Source organism: Anaerosporobacter sp. (genome assembly GCF_031551385.1).
Taxonomy (GTDB): Bacteria; Bacillota; Clostridia; order Lachnospirales; family Lachnospiraceae; genus Anaerosporobacter.
The window spans coordinates 1-23,285 of the sequence record NZ_JAVBNS010000260.1; the positions used below are offsets into that span (position 1 = coordinate 1).

Annotated in this window: 17 protein-coding genes and 1 other annotated feature; of the genes, 16 read left to right on the forward strand and 1 reads right to left on the reverse strand. The window is 34.4% G+C overall.

Translation table 11 applies throughout. The features are described from left to right. The 3 genes from RMR19_RS19425 to RMR19_RS19435 form a co-directional block, all read left to right on the forward strand. Positions 1–939 (forward strand): adenylosuccinate synthetase (locus tag RMR19_RS19425; RefSeq protein ID WP_310605162.1); only part of this gene is annotated, 939 nt, incomplete at its 5' end. Between the two features lie 173 nt (positions 940–1,112). Then, on the forward strand, positions 1,113–1,958 hold the full coding sequence (locus RMR19_RS19430) for a glycerophosphodiester phosphodiesterase family protein (protein ID WP_310605163.1): 846 nt from the start codon (positions 1,113–1,115) through the stop codon (positions 1,956–1,958). A gap of 48 nt (positions 1,959–2,006) precedes the next feature. Next, the gene (locus RMR19_RS19435; protein WP_310605164.1) at positions 2,007–3,002 is read left to right on the forward strand and encodes a hypothetical protein; all 996 of its coding nucleotides are present in this window, start codon (positions 2,007–2,009) and stop codon (positions 3,000–3,002) included. 93 nt (positions 3,003–3,095) lie between these two features. Here RMR19_RS19435 and RMR19_RS19440 read toward each other — a convergent pair whose 3' ends face one another. Then, the gene (locus RMR19_RS19440) at positions 3,096–4,196 is read right to left on the reverse strand and encodes a pyridoxal phosphate-dependent aminotransferase (protein WP_310605165.1); all 1,101 of its coding nucleotides are present in this window, start codon (positions 4,194–4,196) and stop codon (positions 3,096–3,098) included. Positions 4,197–4,427: 231 nt separating this feature from the next. Between RMR19_RS19440 and RMR19_RS19445 the strand changes: the two genes are divergently transcribed. From RMR19_RS19445 to sigF, 13 genes are all read left to right on the forward strand, one after another. Beyond that, positions 4,428–7,979 (forward strand): DUF5717 family protein, encoded by a 3,552-nt coding sequence (locus tag RMR19_RS19445; protein WP_310605166.1) that lies wholly within the window; start codon positions 4,428–4,430, stop codon positions 7,977–7,979. A 28-nt stretch (positions 7,980–8,007) separates the two neighbouring features. Next, entirely contained in the window at positions 8,008–9,282 is a 1,275-nt protein-coding gene (locus RMR19_RS19450) for a DUF5716 family protein (RefSeq protein WP_310605167.1), read from the forward strand. A 21-nt stretch (positions 9,283–9,303) separates the two neighbouring features. Then, on the forward strand, positions 9,304–10,143 hold the full coding sequence (locus RMR19_RS19455; RefSeq protein ID WP_310605168.1) for a hypothetical protein: 840 nt from the start codon (positions 9,304–9,306) through the stop codon (positions 10,141–10,143). A gap of 16 nt (positions 10,144–10,159) precedes the next feature. After that, on the forward strand, positions 10,160–11,446 hold the full coding sequence (locus tag RMR19_RS19460; RefSeq protein WP_310605169.1) for a hypothetical protein: 1,287 nt from the start codon (positions 10,160–10,162) through the stop codon (positions 11,444–11,446). A gap of 129 nt (positions 11,447–11,575) precedes the next feature. Further along, positions 11,576–13,195 (forward strand): ABC transporter ATP-binding protein, encoded by a 1,620-nt coding sequence (locus RMR19_RS19465; RefSeq protein ID WP_310605170.1) that lies wholly within the window; start codon positions 11,576–11,578, stop codon positions 13,193–13,195. A 32-nt stretch (positions 13,196–13,227) separates the two neighbouring features. Further along, the gene (locus tag RMR19_RS19470) at positions 13,228–14,901 is read left to right on the forward strand and encodes an ABC transporter ATP-binding protein (protein ID WP_310605171.1); all 1,674 of its coding nucleotides are present in this window, start codon (positions 13,228–13,230) and stop codon (positions 14,899–14,901) included. A gap of 166 nt (positions 14,902–15,067) precedes the next feature. Continuing rightward, positions 15,068–15,318: a binding site (T-box leader), on the forward strand. 157 nt (positions 15,319–15,475) lie between these two features. Further along, on the forward strand, positions 15,476–18,127 hold the full coding sequence (locus RMR19_RS19475) for a valine--tRNA ligase (RefSeq protein ID WP_310605172.1): 2,652 nt from the start codon (positions 15,476–15,478) through the stop codon (positions 18,125–18,127). A 290-nt stretch (positions 18,128–18,417) separates the two neighbouring features. Continuing rightward, the gene (locus RMR19_RS19480) at positions 18,418–19,806 is read left to right on the forward strand and encodes a FapA family protein (RefSeq protein ID WP_310605173.1); all 1,389 of its coding nucleotides are present in this window, start codon (positions 18,418–18,420) and stop codon (positions 19,804–19,806) included. Between the two features lie 113 nt (positions 19,807–19,919). Further along, positions 19,920–20,060, forward strand: a complete 141-nt coding sequence (locus RMR19_RS19485; RefSeq protein ID WP_310605174.1) for a hypothetical protein — start codon at positions 19,920–19,922, stop codon at positions 20,058–20,060. 48 nt (positions 20,061–20,108) lie between these two features. After that, positions 20,109–21,494, forward strand: a complete 1,386-nt coding sequence (locus tag RMR19_RS19490) for a tetratricopeptide repeat protein (RefSeq protein WP_310605175.1) — start codon at positions 20,109–20,111, stop codon at positions 21,492–21,494. Positions 21,495–21,622: 128 nt separating this feature from the next. Continuing rightward, positions 21,623–21,994, forward strand: a complete 372-nt coding sequence (gene spoIIAA, locus RMR19_RS19495; RefSeq protein ID WP_310605176.1) for an anti-sigma F factor antagonist — start codon at positions 21,623–21,625, stop codon at positions 21,992–21,994. 25 nt (positions 21,995–22,019) lie between these two features. Further along, on the forward strand, positions 22,020–22,457 hold the full coding sequence (spoIIAB, locus tag RMR19_RS19500; RefSeq protein ID WP_310605177.1) for an anti-sigma F factor: 438 nt from the start codon (positions 22,020–22,022) through the stop codon (positions 22,455–22,457). Between the two features lie 57 nt (positions 22,458–22,514). Continuing rightward, complete coding sequence (sigF, locus tag RMR19_RS19505; protein WP_310605178.1) at positions 22,515–23,231, forward strand: RNA polymerase sporulation sigma factor SigF; 717 nt, start codon at positions 22,515–22,517, stop codon at positions 23,229–23,231. The last annotated feature ends 54 nt before the right edge of the window (positions 23,232–23,285 follow it).

Here is a 23,285-nt window from a genome sequence, read left to right on the forward strand (position 1 = left end):
TATGAAGAGGACCGTTTAGGAAAAGCTTCTTTTGGTTCAACAAAGTCGGGTATTGCGCCATTCTATTCTGACAAATATGCAAAGGTTGGTTTCCAAGTTTCAGAACTATTTGCAGACGAGCAGGTAATTAGAGAAAAGATTACAAGAGTATGTGAACAAAAGAATGTTATATTAGAGCATCTTTATAAGAAACCAGCAATCGATGAGAACGAATTATATAATACATTAATGGAGTATAAAGAAATGGTTGCACCTTATGTTTGTGATGTTGCAACATTCCTACACCAAGCGATTAAAGAAGGTAAGAATATCTTATTAGAAGGACAATTAGGTTCATTAAAAGATCCTGACTTTGGTATCTATCCAATGGTTACCTCTTCTTCTACATTAGCTGCATATGGTGCAATTGGAGCAGGTATCCCACCATATGAAATTAAAGAAATAGTGACAGTAGTAAAAGCATATTCTAGTGCTGTAGGAGCAGGCGAATTCGTAAGTGAAATCTTTGGAGAAGAAGCAGATGAACTTAGAAGACGTGGCGGTGACGGTGGTGAATACGGTGCAACAACTGGTAGACCAAGAAGAATGGGTTGGTTTGATGCAGTAGCTTCTCGTTATGGTTGTAGAATTCAAGGTGCAACACAAGTAGCTCTTACAGTACTTGATGTACTTGGATATCTTGAAGAAATTCCAGTTTGTGTGGGGTATGAAATTGATGGCAAGATAACAAAAGATTTCCCAACAACAGTACAGCTTGCAAAAGCAAAACCTGTTTATGAAGTATTACCAGGTTGGAAAGAAGAAATTCGTGGAATTACAAAATATGAAGATCTTCCAGAAAACTGTAGAAAATATATTGAATTTATTGAAAAAGAATTAGAAGTACCAGTTAAATTAGTATCAAATGGTCCTGGAAGAGAAGAAATAATCTATCGTTAAGAATTTGAAGCAATAATCATATAATAATATATTATCCCAAGAAGAAAAACTGTTAAAAGTAAGAATCTTCTTGGGATTTTCTTGCTTCATTGTGTGTTTGGTTGTATAATAGCAGTTGAATTTGATGTTAGATTAGGAAGAGTTATCGTCAGCCTAAGAAAGGAACAAGTGGAATGAATTCGATACTAATTGGTGTGAGCATATTTGTAGCATTAGTTATTCTATATCTGTTAGCAATTATGCCAAGAATGTTTCATCGAGCAGATGATAAAGCCTTTAAAGGATGGTTTTTTGCACATAGAGGATTGTATAATAATAAGTCGAAGGCACCAGAAAACTCGATTCAAGCTTTTGAGAATGCGATTGAGAATTATTATGGAATTGAACTAGATGTACAATTGACAAAAGATGAGGTGATTGTAGTATTTCATGATTATTCTATACTAAGAATGTGTGGCGTGGATCGGAATATATACGATATGACTTATGAGGAATTATGTCAGTATACATTGCTAAAATCAAATTGCAAGATTCCAAGATTTGATGAAGTGTTGCGTACAATTAATGGGAAAGTACCTGTGATTGTAGAGCTGAAATTAGAGTATAACTATAAGAGGACTTGCGAGCTTGTGAATGCTATGTTAAGTACGTATAAGGGCGTTTACTGTGTGCAATCTTTTAATCCATTAGGTATGTTGTGGTATAGAATCCATAATAAAGCGGTAATGCGAGGACAGTTAGCAACCATGTTTTTTAAAGATAAAAAGGAAGGGAATAAGTTTTGGTTCTTTCTTATGCAAAATTTGTTGTTTAATTGGTTAGCAAAGCCAGATTTTATTTCATATAAGTATAAATATCGAAAATGTATGTCATTTTATTTGTGCTCGAAAGTATATAAACCATATACATTCGCATGGACAGTGCGTAGTGAACAGGAAAGAAGCGAGTGCGAAGGGTACTTTGACTATATTATATTCGAACGATTCTGTCCCAAATCGGAAACGGTATCGGAAAAATAAGAAATGTAAGATGAAGTCATTGCAAACGAAGAAAATTGGAGGTAGAATATGCATTTAGTAAATAGGTATGTAGATGATGTTTTAATACATGTAACGTTTTCTAAGCGAAAGAGTGTTAAGGAAGATGTTCTAAAAAGAATGGAAGAAGAAGCGATAAAGCAGGAAAACAAGAAGTTGGAAGATATGTCAGAAGCTGAGATTATGAAAGTCTTAGACGTTCTTGGAAGCCCAAGAGATTTAGGAAGAGATTATTGCAAGTATAAAAGTAAAATTGTTGGAAAAGAGAGTGCAGCGTCTTACCAGAGGTTACTATTGATGCTATTACCTTTTGTAATTGTTGGAAATTTGGTAGCATACTTATGTATGGATAAGAGTGGTGGCGTAGGGGCAAATATTTCTTCCTTCGCGAGAAGCAGTGTAGTCAGCCTTGCATTTTTCTATGTGCTTACTACAATCATATATTATATTGCTAATCGCTTTTTGAAAAATGAAGAGGAAAAAGAGAAACATGCCAAGGGAGCTTGGACAGCATTACATCTACGCTATCCAAAGATAAAGAGACCGAATAAGAGAATGGACTATGTAATAGGTTTGTTTATTAAGACGGTATTATTAATAGTAGTTTTTGCAACTGGGAATGACCTGTTTGTAGGTGCAATTGTAAAGAATGGAGGGGAAACTCTAAAAGTTCCGCTTTTCTTAGCAAGTCGTGTCCAAGATTTCAAGATATTAATTGCTGTTATACTTGTTGTGTCGATTATATATAGTATACTAGCGATTTGGAGAAACCGTCCAGATTTTATACTGCTAATCTTAAAAGGAGTTTCAACGATATTAAGTGCAGTAGTATGTTTTATTATGTTTCGTGCTCAAGGTATTTGGAATCCGGATTTTTTAATGCAGATGCAGGAAACAGGGGTTACAACATTTGTCTGGCAGTCACTCACGATGCAGAGTATTGCGAATTTCTCTATAGCAATTATTCTGTTTGCAGCGTCGGTCGATATATTGCATTCGTTCTATCGATTCTTTAGTAATATTTAATAGTGACGATTCAAGACTACGATATAAATCACAAAAAAACCAGTATCAATTTGGATTCACATCATCACATTCAAATTGATACTGGTTTTAAGTCTATTTACTACAAACACTTTGGATTACAGCAAGAAGTTCATCATTCTTATCCGGTGACATAAAGCAAAAACGAATATAATGTTCATCTAAGAATGGAAAAGTGGAGCAATCACGAATCATTAATCCTTTGCGGATAGCTGCTTCGAATAAATCATTTGAGGTAATCGTATCGCTACAGATTTTACATAAAACAAAATTAGCTGTTGAAGGATAATATTTTATGTTAGGTATTGTATCAAGAGTAGTACAGATTCGATCACGCTCTTTGTTAATTAATTGCTTCGTGGAATGAATATATTCCGTATCATGAAACATGATTTCGCCAGCTATCGCAGCAAGCGTGTTGATGGTCCAAGGATTTTTCTTGTTATTAATTTCTTTGATAAGATCAGCATTTCCACAGATTGCATAGCCTAGACGAAGTCCAGGGGCGGCGAAGAACTTGGAAATTCCACGTAATATAATAATATTATTATAATCGTTTGTTAAGGCAACACTACTGATTTGCTCCATATCAGGTGCAAATTCAATGTAAGTTTCGTCTACCATAACGAAGATATCATTTCGTTTACAATGGTCAAGAATTTTACGCATATCTTTGCGATAGATGCTTCCTGATGTTGGATTATTTGGATTACAGATAATAAGTAAATCAATATCAGAGGTTAACTTGGAACATAAGGCATCAAGATTTAGTTTAAAGTTATCTGCTTCCTGTAAAGGAAAGTAGAAGGAATTACCACCACCAAGTGAAACTTCACGTTCATATTCGGAATATGTTGGGCCGATAATCAATGCCTTTTTTGGCGATTTAATTTGAATCATGAGAGAAATTAGTTCAGTTGAACCATTGCCAACAATAATGTTTGCAGCGTCAGAATGTACATAAGAGGCGATGCAGTTTCGTAACGAAGCATATTCACGGTCTGGATAAGTAGTTATAGCATCTATATGAGAGGCGAGACATTCACGTAATTGATAAGAAACACCGAGTGGATTTACGTTTGCACTGAATGAAGTTATGTTCTCTTTTTTTATACCATAAACTTGTTCAATTGCCTCTAAATCGCTTCCATGAAAATGATCTTTATGTTTAATCATAGTAAGACATCCTTTCGTCTGATATTATTAGAATCTATAATATCACTTTTTACTATTAACTACAACTTAGAGTTCGAAAAAAGTAGAAACCGTGTTTGATGTATGTTATAATATCATACAAGGTGTGAATACGAGGTTACTATTTGGAATTATTGAGAGAATATGACGAAATAGTAGTAGAAAAGGACAGAGTCCTAGATAGTTACCAATAAAATATGTGGGTGATAATAAGTGAAAGAAAAAATCACAAAATTTTCAAGAGGAAATTTCGAGTTTGAGTTACCAAAGCTAATGCTTTCTGATAAACAAATAACAGTGACTGTTGAACAGGGAAGTTCTTATTATGGTTGCTTTACAATTGCGTCACAAGATCAGTTAGAGATAAAGGGTCTTGTGTATTCGTCGAATCGATTATTAAGAATTACAGATGAACAGTTTTGTGGAGTAGAGAATATAATTCGCTATAAGTTTAGAGCGTCTGGTTTACACGTGAATAGTGAAGAGAAAGGTATCATCACATGCGTTACAAGTATGGGAGAATTTGAGATACCTTTTTGTTTTCATGTAGTTTCGCCATATTGTTTGATAAAAAAGGGTGAGATAAAAGATTTATTTCAATTTACTAATTTAGCAAAGGAAGATCCAGCGGCTGCTTTAAGCTTATTTAAAACGGATGAGTTTGTGAATGTTTTTTTGAAAAAAGAACCAGTTTATAGAGGTCTATATGATTCCCTAATGAAGAGCATCTCTGCAAGCCAAGCAATGGAAGAGTTTTTGATTGCAATACATAAAAAAACGCCAGTTATGATTGATATTGATAAAAGTGAATTGTACTTTGAAGTAGATAAAAACTCTTTTATGGAGAAGTTATATATAACTCGAAATAACTGGGGTTATTCAGAGATTAAATTATACACAGATTCACCATTTATTAAGTTGGACCATAAGGTTTTATGGACGGACAATTTTGCTACAAACAGTTATCCACTTGAAGTAGTATTAGATCCAAGCCAGATGCGTAGGGGAATGAATTATGGACAAATTATTGTAAAAACGGTATATCAAGAGGTTATTATTCCTGTAACTTGTAAAGTTCCTCATAAAAGGCAAACAGACGATGATAGAGCGATTCGTTTAAGACGTTATGAATTACAGTTAACTAAGAATTACTTGAATTTCCGTATGAATAAGATTGATTTATCAAGTTACATACAAGATACAAGTGATACCCTTAGTAGTTTGACAATTCTAGAAGATGATATATATTACGATTTAGCCAGAGCACATCTTTATATTATATCGGAAAATCATACAATGGCAGAGGATATGTTGGCTAGTTTTGGAAAGCGTATTGAAGGAAACAAGAATAATGCAATTGCATATTGTGCATACCAGTATTTGACTGCTCTATATAAGAAAGACAAAGAAGTAGTTGATTCAGCAGTAGAGACAATTCGAGAGTTTTATGAGAAGGAATCTGATTGGAGAATTCTTTGGTTCTTACTCTATTTGGATAAAAAATACGATTCTAATAAAGTGCATAAGCTAAGAGATATTCGTAAAATGTGTGAGTTAGGATGTAAGAGTCCAATTATGTATTTTGAAGCATGTAATACATTTAATTCGAATCCTGCGCTACTACAGGAGTTAGGGGCATTTGAATGTGCAGTACTAAACTGGGGAGCGAAGGAAAGCTATTTAAATAAAGAAATTATTGTACAGTACGCCTATCTTGCAGCGAGAGAGAAAACATTTTCGAGTGTGATTTATCATACATTAGTACGTCTATACGAAGAGCATCCAATGAATGATATCCTATATGCGATTTGTGCACTATTAATTAAGAGCGAGAAGACAGATAATAAGTATTTTGAATGGTATCGATTAGGTGTGGAAGCGCAATTGAAATTAACAAGTCTACATGAGTATTATATGTATGCAGTTGATGACGACGATGAGAATATGAGTCTTAGTCACCCTATTTATCTGTATTATATGTACAACAGCAATTTATCGGATAATCGTAAAGCATTCTTATATGCACAGATTATAAGAAACAAGGAAGAAGATCCATCAATATATAAGACGTATGTGAAGCAAATGGAACGATTTATGTATCGTCAATTACATGCAAGACAGATTAATGGAAATCTAGCAGTTATCTATAATGACTTGCTCTTACCTGAGAAAGTAGATGAAACAATAGCAAAAGATCTTTCTGTATTGATGTATTATAACGAAATCACATGTTATAATCCGAATATCAAAGGTGTTTGTGTTGTGCATAAGGAACTAGAGAATGAAATCTATCATCCGCTGAAGGATGGGAAAACAGTAATTCCTGTCTTTACAGAGAATGCGCAGATATTCCTTGTAGATAATAATGATAATAGATATTACGGTACAGTACCATATAATGCACAGCAATTAATGGATTACAGTAAGTATGCAGAAGTTTGTTTTGTGTACGAGAAAGAGAATCCGTTATTACTATTACACCTATCAGAGTTGGCACTTAGCTATCATAAGAATGCACAAGATACAATATTATTATTACGACTTGCAATACAGATTCCAAACTTGCAAGCTTGGTGTTATAAGAAGTTCTTACTTGCGTTAATTAAGCATTACTATGATCATTATGATGGAGAGTTACTTGATGCCTACCTTAAAGAAGTGGATATGAAAACACTTACAGAATCAGAACGTATCGATATGATGGAGTATATGATTATACGAGATTTATCGGATAAGGCAATAAAGGCACTTGGTCGATTTGGTTGTGCGTCAATACCAAGTAATCGACTTCATAAATTATGTCTTAAATTAGTTATGAGTGAGCCGGGACGTAATGAAGTTTTAATTTATCTTTGTCATGAGCTATTTAAGATGGAGAAATATCATGATGCAATACTTGAATACCTAGTTACGTATTTCCAAGGAACATCAAAAGAGATGCTAGCAATTTGGAAGGAAGCATATGCTCGTAATATGGAGATTACTTCTTATGAAGAACGTCTATTAGGACAGATTCTATTTACAGAAAATCATAATGTTTCTGTAGGAGATGTATTCGCAAACTACTGTAAAAAAGGTGATAATAAAATATTAATACGTGGTTTTGTTACGTATTATGCATATCAATATTTGCTGAAGGATTTAGAAGTAGAGGAAGCCCTATTCCCTATTATGAAAAAAGAGATTGCTGTGGAAGAGAATGAATTCTGCACGATAGCGTTATTAAAATACTATAGCACACACGAGACACTAACAGAGGAAGAAGCGGAATTTGTGGACTTCCAAGTGAATCGTTTAATGAAGAAAGGGATTGTATTACCGTTTTTCAAAGACTATAAAGGGAAAGTCGCTTTATCAGAGGTATTGTTTAATAAATACTATGTTATGTATCGTACAAGTAAAGAGAAGAATGTTGTAATTCATTACTATATGGAGCATAGTGATGAGACAGCAGAACCGAAAGAGTACGTTGCAGAGCAGATGCATGAGGTATTCGAAGGCATATATGTGAAAGAGTTTATGCTATTTAGTCATGAGGAGCTACTATACTATATTACGGAAGATGGTAGTGAGGAAGAGAAGGCAGCAGATAGCATTGAGGCAGGAGAAGTAGCTTGTATTAGCCAAGATACAGATACAAAATTTGATTTAATTAATTTGATGATAACCTCTTATCATATGCAGGACGAGAAAACGTTACTAGATACAATGAAGCAATATGTAACACAGGATTATATTATTGAAGAATTATTAAAACCACTGTAATAAACAGAGATTTTGGAAGGGAATTAGAATGACGCAGGAGAGAAAATTGTTAGTTGGATTTGACTTATGTAATGATTTTTCGCAGATAAGTTGTTATAGTAAAAAGTCATTTGAGCCCGAATCCATCTGCTATACAGACGATGATACAAACTATATGATACCTACCGTGTTAGGTGTTAGAAAAGATACGAAGGAATGGTTGTTTGGTGAAGACGCCATTGATAAGACAAAGTTAGGTCAAGCTGTACTTGTTGACCAGTTAGTAGAAAGAATCTGCAAGCGTGAGGAATTCTATGTGTTTGATGTGAAGATAGCACCAGAAGCAATACTTGAAAGATTCTTTCGAAAATGTCTTAGTTTATTGAAACGCTACTATCCGAATGATATGGTAGCAAAGCTAGTAGTTACAGTCCCTGTGCTTGATATTACGCTTATTAAGACAATATATAAAGCATTAGAGGCACTTTCATTAGAAAAAGATCGTGTGTCAGTACAGAGTCATACGCAAAGTGCAGTGAATTTTGCAATGAGCCAAAATCGAGATTTGTGGATGAATGATGTGGGTATCTTTGACTTTGAAGAAAATGGTCTACAATATTATCAATTAAAAGTTAACCGAAAACATGTACCTATGTCGATTATGCTTACACATAAAGATTTATCAGATACTTTGAGCTTTGATTTGCTTGAGGATCTTGATGATAAGGAAAGTCTCTCTTATATCTTTGAAAATGTAGCGAAAAGTGTATTGTATAAGCAGTTGGTAACGACTTTGTATATGACGGGAAAAGGATTTGAAGGGTCTTGGGCAGATGCTGTATTTAAGAATCTATGTACAGGACGTCGTGTCTTTAAAGGGCAGAATCTTTATACAAAGGGTGCTTGCTACTATGCAAGGCAGTTATCCGGTGAAGGAAAGACGGAAGACTATATCTATATTACAGAGGAAATGGTAAAGAGTTCCATTAGTGTGGCTTTATATAAAGATGCACAGTTACATGACTATACACTTGTAGAGGCAGGAACACTTTGGTATGAAGCAAATTGTCAGATTCAATTGATTTTAGATGATATAGCAGAGATTGTAATTAACGTACAAGATTTATATACCAAGGAAGTTCATAAACATGAGATATCGTTAGAAGGGCTTGAGAAACGACCATCTAAGATGACGAGAATTGAGTTTCGACTTGCGTGTTCTGACTCGAATACATGTCTTGTAACGGTGAAAGATATGGGATTTGGTGAATTCTATCCTTCAACGAATCAGATATTTCAGCAACCAATTACATTGTCTTACTAGAATAAAAAAAGGAGTATTGTTATGGGAAAATTGATCTTTTGTACAGGTAAAGTTACGGAAAAACCATATACATTTCCATTCTCAAAGGCAAGAATCTATTCGATGGATGAACTGAATTATTATATATATAATAATATCTATTTAATTTCAGAGGAGGCGTTCTCCTATTCATTTTGTGATTGGCTTGAGAAGGAACTGCGATTACCGGAAGTGGCAGATAAGATTCGTAACTTGCTAAACAGACGTAATAACTTAAAAGATATTGTTGTAAGTCTTTTGTGTAGTGCAGATTACTACACAGAACCACAGATTCGTGAGCTGATTCAAATCATGGAACAGATTGAACGTATGCCATTGATAAAGAAAAGAAAAATCAAAGCAGATAATTATCTTAGATATGGACAGTATGCAAAGGCATTGGCTGAATATGAGATAATTGTTGATGCGAATGAATCTGCTATGTTCACCCAAGTTGAATATGGGGACATCTATCATAATTTGGCTGTTGCAAAGGCGAAGTCTGTGTCAGCTTCTGAGGCAGCAAAGTATTATCTAATAGCATATAAGCAAAACCAAAGGGAAGAATCTTTGATGCAGTATCTATATTCATTATTATTATCAAAGAATACGGAAGAATTTAAAACAGCTTGTGAAGAATTCGGTGTTTCACAGGAACAGCAATCACAATTGGAAGAAGATATATTTGCAAAGGAACTTGCGGCACTTGAAATTGCAGAATATGAGAATATTGATCGATTAAGTGCGTTAAAAAAAGAAGGAAAAGTAGCGCAGTATTATAGAGAGCTTAAAGGAACAATAAGGCAGTATAAAGAGACTTATCGTAAAGGAATCCTTTCATAGACTAGGAGTTAGAAAAATGGGATTATTCGGTAGATTCAAAAAGAAGAAGGTACAAGAAGAAAATAATGCGGGTCAAGAATTTCTGGAAATGGCATATGCTATGAAGAAATTAAAGCAAGAACGGCTTGAAGAAGAAAAAGACAGTAAGACGAGAGATACAAGCAAAAGAAGTATACAAAGCGAAGTGGAAAACATATCGGTGGAGATGGAATCATACGATGTTGATTTGAATTCCAGACCAGATAGGGAACGCTGTATCAGAGGATATTGTGAGCAGATTATAGAGGCAACAAAGCAGAATGAGGAAGCAAAACTAGAGTATCAAGCAGTGACTTCTTACCTAACAGATATTCAAAAGATTGACAGAATTGAAGGGGAAGAAAAGGAAGCACTTGTAGATACTGCAAGAAATCTTGTGACATTATCAAGAGAACGACATGAATACCAAAGCAAACGAGATGTTAAACTTTCTGAAAAGCAATATAAGTATTATGAAAAGAATGAGACAAAGCTACCAGAAGATATTAAAAAATTAGAAGAGTATGAAGCTTATAACACAAAAATCAAGAATGATATGCATCATCTTGAAGGAGAAAAGGGTGTGTTAAGGCATCAAAAGAAAGAGATTGCAGCATCACAACGTTACTTGAAGAAGATAGCAATCACAACTTCCTTACTTGTAGTGACGATGGTTGTATTATTCTATGTACTTGATGTGGTAGCGGGAAAAGATATGCAGATACCATATCTATTAACAATAGCATTAGCAGGTATTAGTGGATTATATATATTCTTAGAAGGTCGTAAGAACGCCTATAATCTGAAATTGGCACAAATTAAGTTAAACAAGGCAATCACGCTATTGAATACTGTTAAGATTAAATATGTAAACAGTACAAATTGTATTGATTATGCTTGTAAGAAATACAATGTAAATAGTGCTCTTGAACTTAGATTTCAATGGGAACAATATTGTAAAGCAAAGAGGATGCAGTTAGAACTTGTACGTAATACAGAACGAATGAATGAATTTAATGTACAACTAATTGAGCAGTTAGGACAACATGAAGTAGCAGATATTGATATCTGGACATATCAAGCGGCTGCACTTATTGATAATAAAGAGATGGTAGAGATTAGGCATAGGCTAAATCTAAGACGTCAAAAGATTCGTGAACGTATTGAGTACAATACAGAGATTCGAGAGAAAGGTTTTTCTCAATTAACAGCATTAGTAGAAAAAATACCAGAAGCGAAGCAGGAAGTTGCAAAAGTGCTGGAAGAGTATCATATTGCGGTATAAATTGAAAACATTGCAGAGCAATTACTTGTTGTCTCTGCAATGTTTTTGACTATTGTGCGCACAAGATGTTTATAGTAACATGTTTTAATTGTAAGTATACTCGTAGCAACTTATTAATAGGAGATTATTATGGATTGGTTAGAGATCATAAAACAGGAAAAGAAGAAATCAATGGGGAGCTGGGTCGTGTGTATTTTACTGACTCTGATAACAGGGGTTATTCAATCTTTTGTATTGGTATATTTATTAAAAAGAATTATAGAGATAATTCTAAGAAGAGGAGAAAATCAAGTAATATTACTAATCCTATTCCTTGTTGCCGTATGTGTGAATGTCGTATTAGTGATGTTAAGACAAAAGATTCAATTCCGATTTTTTAAAAGAATCGCAGTTGCTTATGAGGATAAACTGATTGATTATGTATATAGCAATCCCAAGAACCAAAATTGTGATAAAGTTTTTACGCTAATGCAGAGTACAGTTTCTAAGCTTGTGAATCAATACTTGGACACGGTACTTGGATATTGGAATATTGCGATTACGATAATCGTGGTGACTGTGTATACATTTGTATTAAGTTATGAGGCAGTTTTGATTTGCTACGTAGTGACAGGGCTTGGACTTCTTCTTATGCGAAAGAGTAATAGTAAAATACAAGAAGTGTCTCAGGAATCTACGGAAACGTTTAATCAAGTTTATGCAGAAATGTTAGAGTATTTACGGTGTAGTGAGATGCTTCCTTTTTTGGAGGAAACTGTATATGATGAATTTGAAGAGAAGATACAACGCAATCAAAAAAGTCTGATAGAGCTTACAAAGCATACGAATATGGCACGAATCTGCATGCGTTTTAGTAATGTTGGAATTGTGCTGATTGCCATCATTTATTTTGGCATGCTAACGATTGTTGGAAAATTTTCAATTGCTGATTTGTCTGCGATTATTATGCTACTTCCAGTGTTAGCCGATGCACTGTTTAAGATTCCGAATCAGATGGCGGAATACAATACCGTTAAGGGTATGGGAAATAGTATAGACGAATTTTTAAAGACAGCAGAGACTGTATATAACGAGATAGTAAAGGATACGCTTGGGAGAATAGCAGATATAGAAGTTAAAAATCTTTCTTTTTCCTATAATCAGGAGACAGTACAATGTGCGGTGAAGAATTTTCATGCAACTAACGGTCAAGTAATTGGAATCTTTGGAGAATCGGGATCAGGAAAAACAACATTCCTAAAACTATTATTAAAGGAGTTAGATGGCTTTGCAGGTGCTCTTTATATTAATGGAAAGCCGATTCAAGATATTTCGCAACGAGCATTATGGAACGAGATTTTGTACTTACAGCAAGAATCTGTTCTTCTTCCCCTTAGTGTAAGAGACAATATTACATTAAAGGAAAGTGAGTATGCACAGAAGGAGAAAATTCAAAAGGCTATAAAACTTGCGGATTTAGATAATTTAGTAGAATCGTTTGAAGACAAAGAGAGCCATATTGTTAGCGTAGGCAACTTATCAAGTGGAGAACTCCAAAAGCTTTGTCTTGCAAGATGTTTTTACACGGATAAGAGCGTAATGATCTTAGACGAAGCTACGAATGCCATGTCTCCGAATGCAGAACAGAAAGTTCTTAACAATTTAATTACAGAAGTTCGACTTACGAATAAAATCCTGATTTTAATCTCACATAATCAAGACGTGATTGCTATGTGTGATTCTGTTCTACGGATGAAAGAAGACGAATAATAAGCATAGGGAACATACGTTAGGAGAAGCATATGAGAAAAGATTTGTTATTGGCAGGTCGCCTGTCAGCTAAATTACTGAAAGGTAATAAATTGCAGTTGTATACATTGATGATAATAATTATGGTATTTAAAGTGGAAGTAACATTGATGATGCCATTAATTATTAAGTATAGCTTTAGTGCTATGGCAGCGGGAGACCGTTCTATGCTGTTTGGAGTGACTGTGATAGGGGTGCTTGTGTTAGCAGCTAATTTTGCTATTATGTATTTTATAAATGTATATGGGAATGCTTGGGCAACTAAATTCTCTTTCCATGCTGCGGAAAATACATTTAAAGAAATGAGCGGGTTACCTTTATGGACGGTGAAAAAAAACTATCAAAATGATGACTTGTTTCAACGAATTGCTGCGGGAACAGGCAATATTATGGGACTTTATTTTACATTAGCGGATATACTTAGCAATACGATTTCCGTTGCATTACTTGTGGTGATGCTTTTTGGTATTTCACCAGAGATTGGGTTAGTTGCGCTTGCTATGGTGGCTATCGTATTAATTTGTGTTAAGATGCAGTTTTCTTTTAATGATAAATATTCTAATCTTTTGCAGAGAGATAATGCAAATACCATCGAAAAGGCGAACTCATTAATTTTGTCCTCCAGTTTCCATAAGAAAAATCAGACTGAAAAATGGATGCGTAACTTATATGGAGAGAGCAGAAGTACATATCTCAACACACAAGAATGTAAATTGAATGGTAATTTGTTATTTGATGCATTTCAAGGTGCTTTTACTGGAGTGTTTAAGGTGGGACTAGCATGGAACTTTATGATTAACAGGGAAAGCGTTAAGTTGTTTGTAGAAGATATCGTATCCTCGTTCATTGCGTTTGACTCACTTTGTTCCAAAGCCAGTGAGTTGGGAAACAATATTGCTGTATTTCCGAATTCCTTAGTACCGATTAACCGATTAGGCGAGGTATTGGAGCAAAGTAGTGTTCCTGTTGATTGTAAGCGTCAGGGAGTATATTCTTTGGAAGATGTTTGCGTGAGTATGAATGAAAAGAAAATACTAAATGATATCACTTGTCACATACCTGAAAAGAGTAAGATTGCTATTATTGGAGAAAATGGAAGTGGGAAGTCTACACTGCTAAAAGTAATAGCTGGATTATGTGAATGTGATGATGGGAAGGTTATGCATCTGAAAGAGAGAATGGGGTATATGCCTGCTGATGATTTGTTGTTTTATGAACATACAGTGTTGCAAAACATTCGTTATGGCAATTGTGATTTTTCTGAAAAAGATAGTATAAAGGCACTGGAAGACATGGGAATTGGTAGTGCTGTTGAATTTATAAACAGACTTGCAAGGGAGACGTCAGGAGGAGAAACAAAGAGAGTAAATCTTATCAGAGGACTATATGGGGATTCGGAAATACTTTTAGCAGATGAGCCAACAAGTTCTTTGGATGAAGAAAGTGCTGATAAAGCAATGAAAACGTTGCTATCATTAGATAAAACTGTTGTCTATATAACGCATTCACCGAAATTTGCTTTATTGGCAGACTATGTTATTATAATGGAAGATGGAAGCATTAAGGAAAACTTGAAGAAAGAAGATTGTTGGAATAATCCAAGTTTTCTAAAATGGGCGTTACTGTTCACAAAAAACGTTCACAGCAACGGAATCCAGTCCATTTAAAGTTCGCCTTCGGCGAAGGGGCTGGATTCTTGGTTGTTCTGCGTTATTAGCCCATAGCCTTGCAGCGTGGTGCAAGGCTTGGGAATGAATAGTAGCAAAAAGGGCACATAATTCCGAAATTCCTACTTGACAGAATGTGAGCTTTGTCATAACATAGAGTAAAATGCAAAATGTTAAGATAGAGAGGATTAGATGTGTAATCTTATCAGAGAGGAATATCCAAAGGCTGTGAGGTATTCTAAGGAAGTGCACATTGAAGGTAGCTCTTGAACAGGACTTTTGAACGGAAGTGAGGAGATAGTATCATACTCAGTAGAGAGTCACGATTTAGTCACGTTATAGACTAATAAGGTGAATTTGAAATGTATTGTTTGAAATTCATAAATTAAGGTGGTACCACGGCTCTTCGTCCTTTTGATGAAGGGTCTTTTTTTTGTTTTATTATATAAGAACCACCGATAACATTTGCATAGAAGTAGTATAATAGCAAAGCAAATAATATACAATTCATGTATGTTTTGAATAAGCTAAGCATTTTGTCCAAGAAATATAAAAAGAAAGAAGGAGTAAAACGATGAATAAAGAATTAGAAAAAAACTATGACCCAAAAGCCATTGAGAATAGACTCTATGAAAAATGGTTAAATAAAAAGTATTTTAGTGCAAAAGTAGATAAAAAGAAAAAGCCATTTACAATTGTTATGCCACCACCAAATATTACAGGAAAACTTCATATGGGGCATGCACTTGATAATACATTACAAGATATCTTAATTCGTGCGAAGAGAATGCAAGGATTTGAAGCACTTTGGATTCCTGGAACGGACCATGCGAGTATCTCGACGGAAGTAAAAGTTATTAATAAATTAAAAGATGAAGGCATTGATAAACGTGAACTTGGACGTGAAGGCTTCCTAAAAGCGACATGGGAATGGAAAGAGGAATACGGTAATACAATTACAAGCCAGTTAAAGAAGATTGGTTCTTCTTGTGATTGGGATAGAGAACGTTTTACAATGGATGAAGGTTGTTCGAAAGCAGTAGAAGAAGTATTCATTAACTTGTATAACAGAGGATATATCTACAAAGGCTCAAGAATCATTAACTGGTGTCCCGTATGTCAAACATCTATCTCGGACGCAGAAGTAGAACATGAAGAACAAGCAGGACATTTCTGGCATATTAAGTACCCAGTTGTTGGTACAGATGAATTCGTAGAGATTGCTACAACAAGACCAGAAACATTACTTGGTGATACTGCAGTAGCGGTTCATCCGGAAGATGAAAGATATGCTCATCTAATCGGTAAGATGGTTATGTTACCACTTGTTAATAAAGAAATTCCAGTTGTTGCGGATTCCTATGTAGACAAAGAGTTCGGAACAGGTGTTGTTAAAATTACACCTGCACATGACCCTAACGATTTTGAAGTTGGTAAGAGACATAACCTACCAGAAATCAATATCATGAATGATGATGCAACAATTAATGAGCTTGGTGGAAAATATGCAGGTATGGACCGTTACGTGGCAAGAAAAACTATGGTAGCTGACCTTGATGCATTAGGTTTATTAGTTAAAGTAGAAGACCATACACACAACGTTGGTACACATGATAGATGTAAAACTACGGTAGAACCATTAATCAAACAACAATGGTTTGTTAAGATGGAAGAACTTGCAAAACCAGCCATTGAAGCGTTAAAGAACGGTGATTTAGAATTCGTTCCAGATCGTTTTGATAAGACATATCTTCATTGGTTAGAGAATATCCGTGACTGGTGTATCTCAAGACAATTATGGTGGGGACATCGTATTCCAGCATACTACTGTGATAAATGTGGTGAAACTGTAATTGCGAAAGAGACAGAGAAACCTTCTGTTTGTCCTAAGTGTGGACATGACCATATGACACAAGATGAAGATACGTTGGATACTTGGTTCAGTTCCGCATTATGGCCTTTCTCAACACTTGGTTGGCCAGAGAATACAGAAGAATTAGATTACTTCTATCCAACCGATGTATTAGTAACAGGATATGATATTATCTTCTTCTGGGTTATTCGTATGGTATTCTCAGGATATGAACACATGAAACAAGTACCATTCCATAAAGTATTAATTCATGGTCTAGTAAGAGATTCCGAAGGTCGTAAGATGAGTAAATCTCTTGGAAATGGTATCGATCCACTTGAAGTTATCGATAGCTACGGTGCAGATGCACTTCGTTTAACATTAGTTACTGGTAATGCACCAGGTAATGATATGCGTTTCTACCACGAGAGAGTAGAAGCAAGCAGAAATTTTGCAAATAAAGTATGGAATGCTTCACGTTTCATCATGATGAATATTGAAAAAGCAGAAGTTGGCGATACGATTGATTTGTCTACATTAACTCAGGCAGATAAATGGATATTATCAAAGGTAAATACATTAGCAAAAGAAGTAACAGACAATTTAGATAAATTTGAGCTTGGTATTGCAGTACAAAAAGTTTATGATTTCATATGGGAAGAGTTCTGTGATTGGTATATTGAAATGGTAAAACCAAGATTATACAATGATGAGGATGAAACAAAGGCAGCAGTTCTTTGGACACTCAAAACGGTATTAATCAATTCACTTAAATTATTACACCCATATATGCCATTTATAACAGAAGAAATCTTCTGTACATTACAAGACAAAGAAGAATCTATTATGATATCATCATGGCCAGAATTCAAGGAAGAATGGAATTTTGCAGCAGATGAAGAGGCAGTTGAAACAATTAAGATAGCTGTTAAAGGTATCCGTAACGTTCGTTCAGAGATGAATGTACCACCAAGCAAGAAAGCAACGGTTATTGTAGTATCTGAGAGTGAAAAGATTCGTACAATTTTTGAAGCAAGTAAAGTATTCTTTGCTACACTTGGATATGCAAGTGAGGTTAAGATTCAAACAAACAACGAAGGAATTGCTTCAGATGCCGTATCTACAGTACTTCAAGATGCAACAATCTATATACCATTTGCAGAATTAGTTGAGATTGAGAAAGAAATAGAACGTCTTGAAAAAGAAAAAACAAAACTTGAAGGCGAATTAAAACGTGTTCAAGGAATGCTTAGTAATGAACGTTTTGTTAGTAAAGCACCTCAAGCGAAACTTGATGAAGAGAAAGCAAAACTAGAGAAATACACAAATATGATGGAACAAGTAGTAGAAAGACTTAATCATTTTAAAGCTTAAATAATAGAAATAAAGAAGATAGAGTTACCTAATTAAGTGTAACTCTATTTTTTGTTGCTAAATAAGGTATAAATAGATACTGATTACTGATAAATTATTAAAAAGTAGTGAAAATGGAATGTATTAAGAGGTTGGTTCTGAAAATAAGAAGGATTTTAGGTGACTTATGGTAAAAAACATTGTAAAATTCTTAAAAAGAAGATATAATTAAAAGAAAGGGTATATTAACATATTAATATTTTAACACATTAACATGGTAACAATAGTTAACTATAGCGAGGTGATTACTTATGAGTACGTTACAGAGAGAAAGCAACAGTATTGAAGTACGTTTTGATGATGATTTGTTAAAGGCATATATAAAATTAATTCCAATCGATATGAGAAATCTGTTTACAAAAGAACAAATCCTAGAAGAGTTAGCTGCAAAGAATGTAATATATGGTATAAAGATAGATGTAATTGAAACTATCGTGGATAAACAATTAGTGTATACAGAGGTAGTTGTAGCAGAAGGTGATGCTCCTGTTGATGGTCAGGATGGAAATTATCAATATTTCTTCAATATAGAAAGAGATTCAAAACCAATTATTTTAGCAGATGGTTCTGCGGATTATAGTAGTCTAAGTAAAATCGAAAAAGTAAGTGCGGGACAGATTATTGCTCGCTATAATAAGGCAATAAAAGGTACGAATGGCAAGAATATTAAAGGCCAGCAGATGCTTGCTAGAATTGGTAGGGAGCTATTACCTTTGTCAGGTAAGGGATTCTCAGTAAATGAGGATAAGACAGTTTATACTGCCAATATAGATGGAAAGATTGAAATGCGAAACGATAAAATCGAGATTTCAGATGTCTTAGTTATTGAGGGGGATGTTGATTCAACAACTGGAGATGCTGATTTTATCGGTGATATTACTGTTCGAGGAAATGTCATGACAGGCGCAAAAGTAAAAGCTGGCGGTAATATTAATGTTATTGGACATGTCGAAGCGGCAGATTTAATTGCAGGTGGAGCGATTGTGCTACAAAATGGTATGCAGGGTGGCGGAAAAGGAACAATACTAGCAGGTGGGGATGTTTCTGGTAAGTTCTTTGAGCAGGTTACAATACAGGCAAAAGGCAGTGTGAATGCCAATGCAATTATGCACTGTAGGATTGATTCCCAAGGAGAAGTAAACGTATCAGGAAAAAGAGGAGTTATTGTTGGTGGAGTGATTAATGCAGCTACGGGTGTAACAGCAACAATAATAGGAAGTATGGCGGAAGTACAGACCGAAGTGAATATTGGATATCAATCAGATCCCGTTCCAGAAATTATTAAACGTGAGAATGAAATTAAGACGTTAGTTGAAGAGATTCGAAAGATTGACGAAGCAATCAAAACCGTAATTGCTTATATAGAGAGAGATAAAAGAGATGATCTTTTGCAAAATAAAATTCAACTTTTGAAAACAAAGATTGATCGTAATTCACAGATTAGTATAATAACAAAGCAAAGAAATGAACTTTTAGAAGATTTGGAAAGAGCAAAAGATGCGAAAGTAATTGTAACAAAGGTAATATATCCAAGAGTTCGTATTAAGATTAATGGCAGTACCCTTGTTATTAAGGAAGAATTTAGCCATGTACTTATCAAGCGTAAAGGTATTGATGTATGTTTATTCGCTATGGAATAAAAAAAATGCATGAAGCGTCGAGAATTGCGAAAGAAAATACTTGATAATTGTCCTTGCTATGGTATAATTTTTGATGGGAAATAATTATTCTTAAATGATATAGGGAGGACATAATGATTAATTTTGAAGATGAATTAGAAAAGTTTCAACCTAGCTTAGAAGTTGAGCAAGCGGAAGAAGCAATCTGTAGTAATGATTTAACGGATGTAACGGATATCATAAAGGATATGATGCGTGAGATGAAGAATAGATAGTAGTAAAGATATCGTGCTATTAAGAAAAGACAGTAGGTGAAGGAAAGTATGAATTGTCCCAATTGTGGAAGCGCTTTAGGGAAAAAAAGCAAATGTGATAAATGTGGAATTGACGTATCAGCTATTCAAAAAGCTATCCGTATCTCTAATTCCTGTTATAACTTGGGATTAGAAAAAGCAAAAGTTAGAGATTTATCAGGTGCAGTTTTCGTATTGCAAAAAAGTTTGAAATTTAATAAAGAGAATACAAATGCTAGGAATTTATTGGGGCTTGTATATTATGAGATGGGTGAAATTGTTGCTGCACTTAGTGAATGGGTAATAAGCAAGCATTATAAGCCAAACGATAACGATTGTGATTACTATATTAATAGTATTCAATCGAATCAAACACGTTTAGAGTCAGCGAACCAAACGATTAAGAAGTATAATGCAGCACTTCAATCCGCCAAACAAGGGAATGATGATTTAGCGATTATACAGCTTAAGAAAGTAACAAGCATGAATCCACATTTTTTAAGAGCACATCACCTATTAGCTTTGTTATATATGAAGAATAGTGAGAAAGAGAAAGCGTTAAAGTGCCTCACAAAAATCCGAAAAATAGATATTACGAATACAACAACACTACGTTACTTAGATGAACTGAAAGTTGGTCAACAAGTTCAGGAGTCAAGTGATAGAAGGGTAGAAAACAACGTAACAAAAACATCGAATGTGTCTAATATAGCACCGATTTCTAATTATCGTGAAGAGAAACCAAACATTTGGGTTTTTCTTAATTTAATTATTGGTATTATAATTGGCGTTGGTTTGCTTTACTTCTTAGTTGTACCAAATGTTAAGAAGCAGGCAGCTTCTGATTCGAATGCAAAGATAGTAGACTTGAATTCTCAAATTGCAGTGAATAACAGAGAAGTTACTTCTTTACAGAGTGACAATGAGAAATTACAAGAAACAATTGATAGTATGCAAAAACAAATGGATGATTTGAATAAAGAATCAGAGAAGTTTGATGAAGCTTTATATGATAAATTATTTAATGCAATTAAGGCTTATATAGAAAATGAGAATGAAGATGAAGTTGTACAGACATTACTTGATTTGGATATGTCAAAAATTGACCGCAAAGCTGCTGTTGATGTATATGATTTAATGAAGCAGAAGACATTTAATGGTGCTGCAACATCAATATATGAACAAGGTCATACATTGTTTTCAAAACGTAAGTATGAAGAAGCAATTGATGTGTTAAAGCAAGTGGTGGAAATTAATGAAGATAAGGTAGTTGACGCATTGTATTTTATAGGTCGTTCCTACCAGATGTTATCAGATAATGATAATGCAGTGAAGTATTATAATCAAGTTGTTGAAGACTATCCAGATTCGGCAAGAGTTGCACAAGCAAAGAGTCGTTTATCTGAGATACAATAATAATTTAGCAATTTATCTAACGAAAGAAAAGGCAAGTACTTTTATATAACTAAGGATATTTAGTTATATAAAAGGAACGTCTTTTTTTATAAATACTGAATGTAAATATATGTAAAAGAAGGGAAAGCATGGAGAATAGTAAAGGAAATAGGAATGATACAAACATGGGAGCAATAATGGAATTACGAGGCCGTAGTTTGCTAATTCAGATTAGCAAAGATTTGGATCATCACAATGCGGTTATGATAAGAGAAAAGGCGGACAAACTTATTGATAAAAATTCAATAAATCAAATTATATTTGATTTTAGTAATTCAGAATTTATGGATAGTTCAGGAATTGGTGTAATTATGGGTAGATATAGAAAGATTATATTTACTGGGGGAAAAGTGGCAGTAACGAATGTGAATTCTTCAGTTGATCGAATCTTTAAATTGTCAGGATTATATAAGATTATTGATAAGTATGCAACGATAGAAGAAGCATTAGCGATTTCATAGTAATCGGGAGAAAGGATAGGTAGATATGGACAAAAAGAATGCAATGTCTTTGGAATTCGATAGTAAGTCAGAAAACGAAAGTTTTGCAAGAATTGTAGTAGCTGCTTTTGCTGCGCAACTGAATCCTACAATTGAAGAAATTGCGGATATTAAGACAGCAGTTTCAGAAGCAGTTACGAACAGTATTATACATGGTTATGATGGAGGAGAAGGAAAGATTACATTAACTTGTATAATTGAAGAAAATAAAATCACGGTAACAGTTGTAGATAAGGGAAAAGGAATTGCAGATATTAAACAGGCAATGGAACCTTTGTTTACGTCCCGACCAGAAATGGAACGTTCTGGTATGGGTTTTGCATTTATGGAGGCATTCATGGACGATTTGAAAGTGATTTCGACACCTGAGGAAGGTACTATCGTAACGATGTCGAAGACAATAGAAGAAGTTTCAGGGTTCTAGAATACGGTAGAAAGGATAGCCAGTGGTGGTGATAACGAGAAAGGCAAAGGTGCAAGCATGGATACACTAGAATTGATTAAATTATCAAAAACTGGTGATAAAGAAGCAAGAGACCTGCTAGTCACGGAAAATGTCGGGTTAGTTTGGAGTATTGTTAGAAGATTTGCTGGAAGAGGACATGAACTTGAGGATTTATTTCAAATTGGTAGTATTGGATTAATTAAAGCAATTGATAAATTCGATTTGTCATATGAGGTTAAATTCTCAACCTATGCAGTACCAATGATTACTGGCGAAATCAAGCGGTTTCTTCGCGATGATGGAATCATTAAAGTAAGCCGTTCTTTAAAGGAAATTGCTGTTAAAGTAAAGATTACAAGAGAGATGCTTGGGAATACACTGAATAGAGAACCAACGCTTGAAGAAATAAGTGCAGAGATAGAAGTAGCAGTTGAGGATATCGTAATGGCGCTAGAGTCAAATACGGAAGTAGAATCCTTATATAAGACAATCTATCAAGGCGATGGAAATGCAATTTTCTTAATTGATAAATTAGAACAAGTGCAGGACGAGCATGAATTGGTTGTTGATAAATTAGCTATTCAAGAGATATTAGATACATTAGAACCGAAGGAACAAGATATTATTAAGTTGCGATATTTTATGAATCGCACACAATCTGATATAGCAAAAAAACTTGGAATATCACAAGTACAAGTTTCGCGCTTAGAAAAAAAGATTTTACGTATCATGAGAGAAAAATTGACAGGATAATAGGTAAATTTAATGATAAAAGAACAATTTACCAGTATAAACAATTTATAAAAA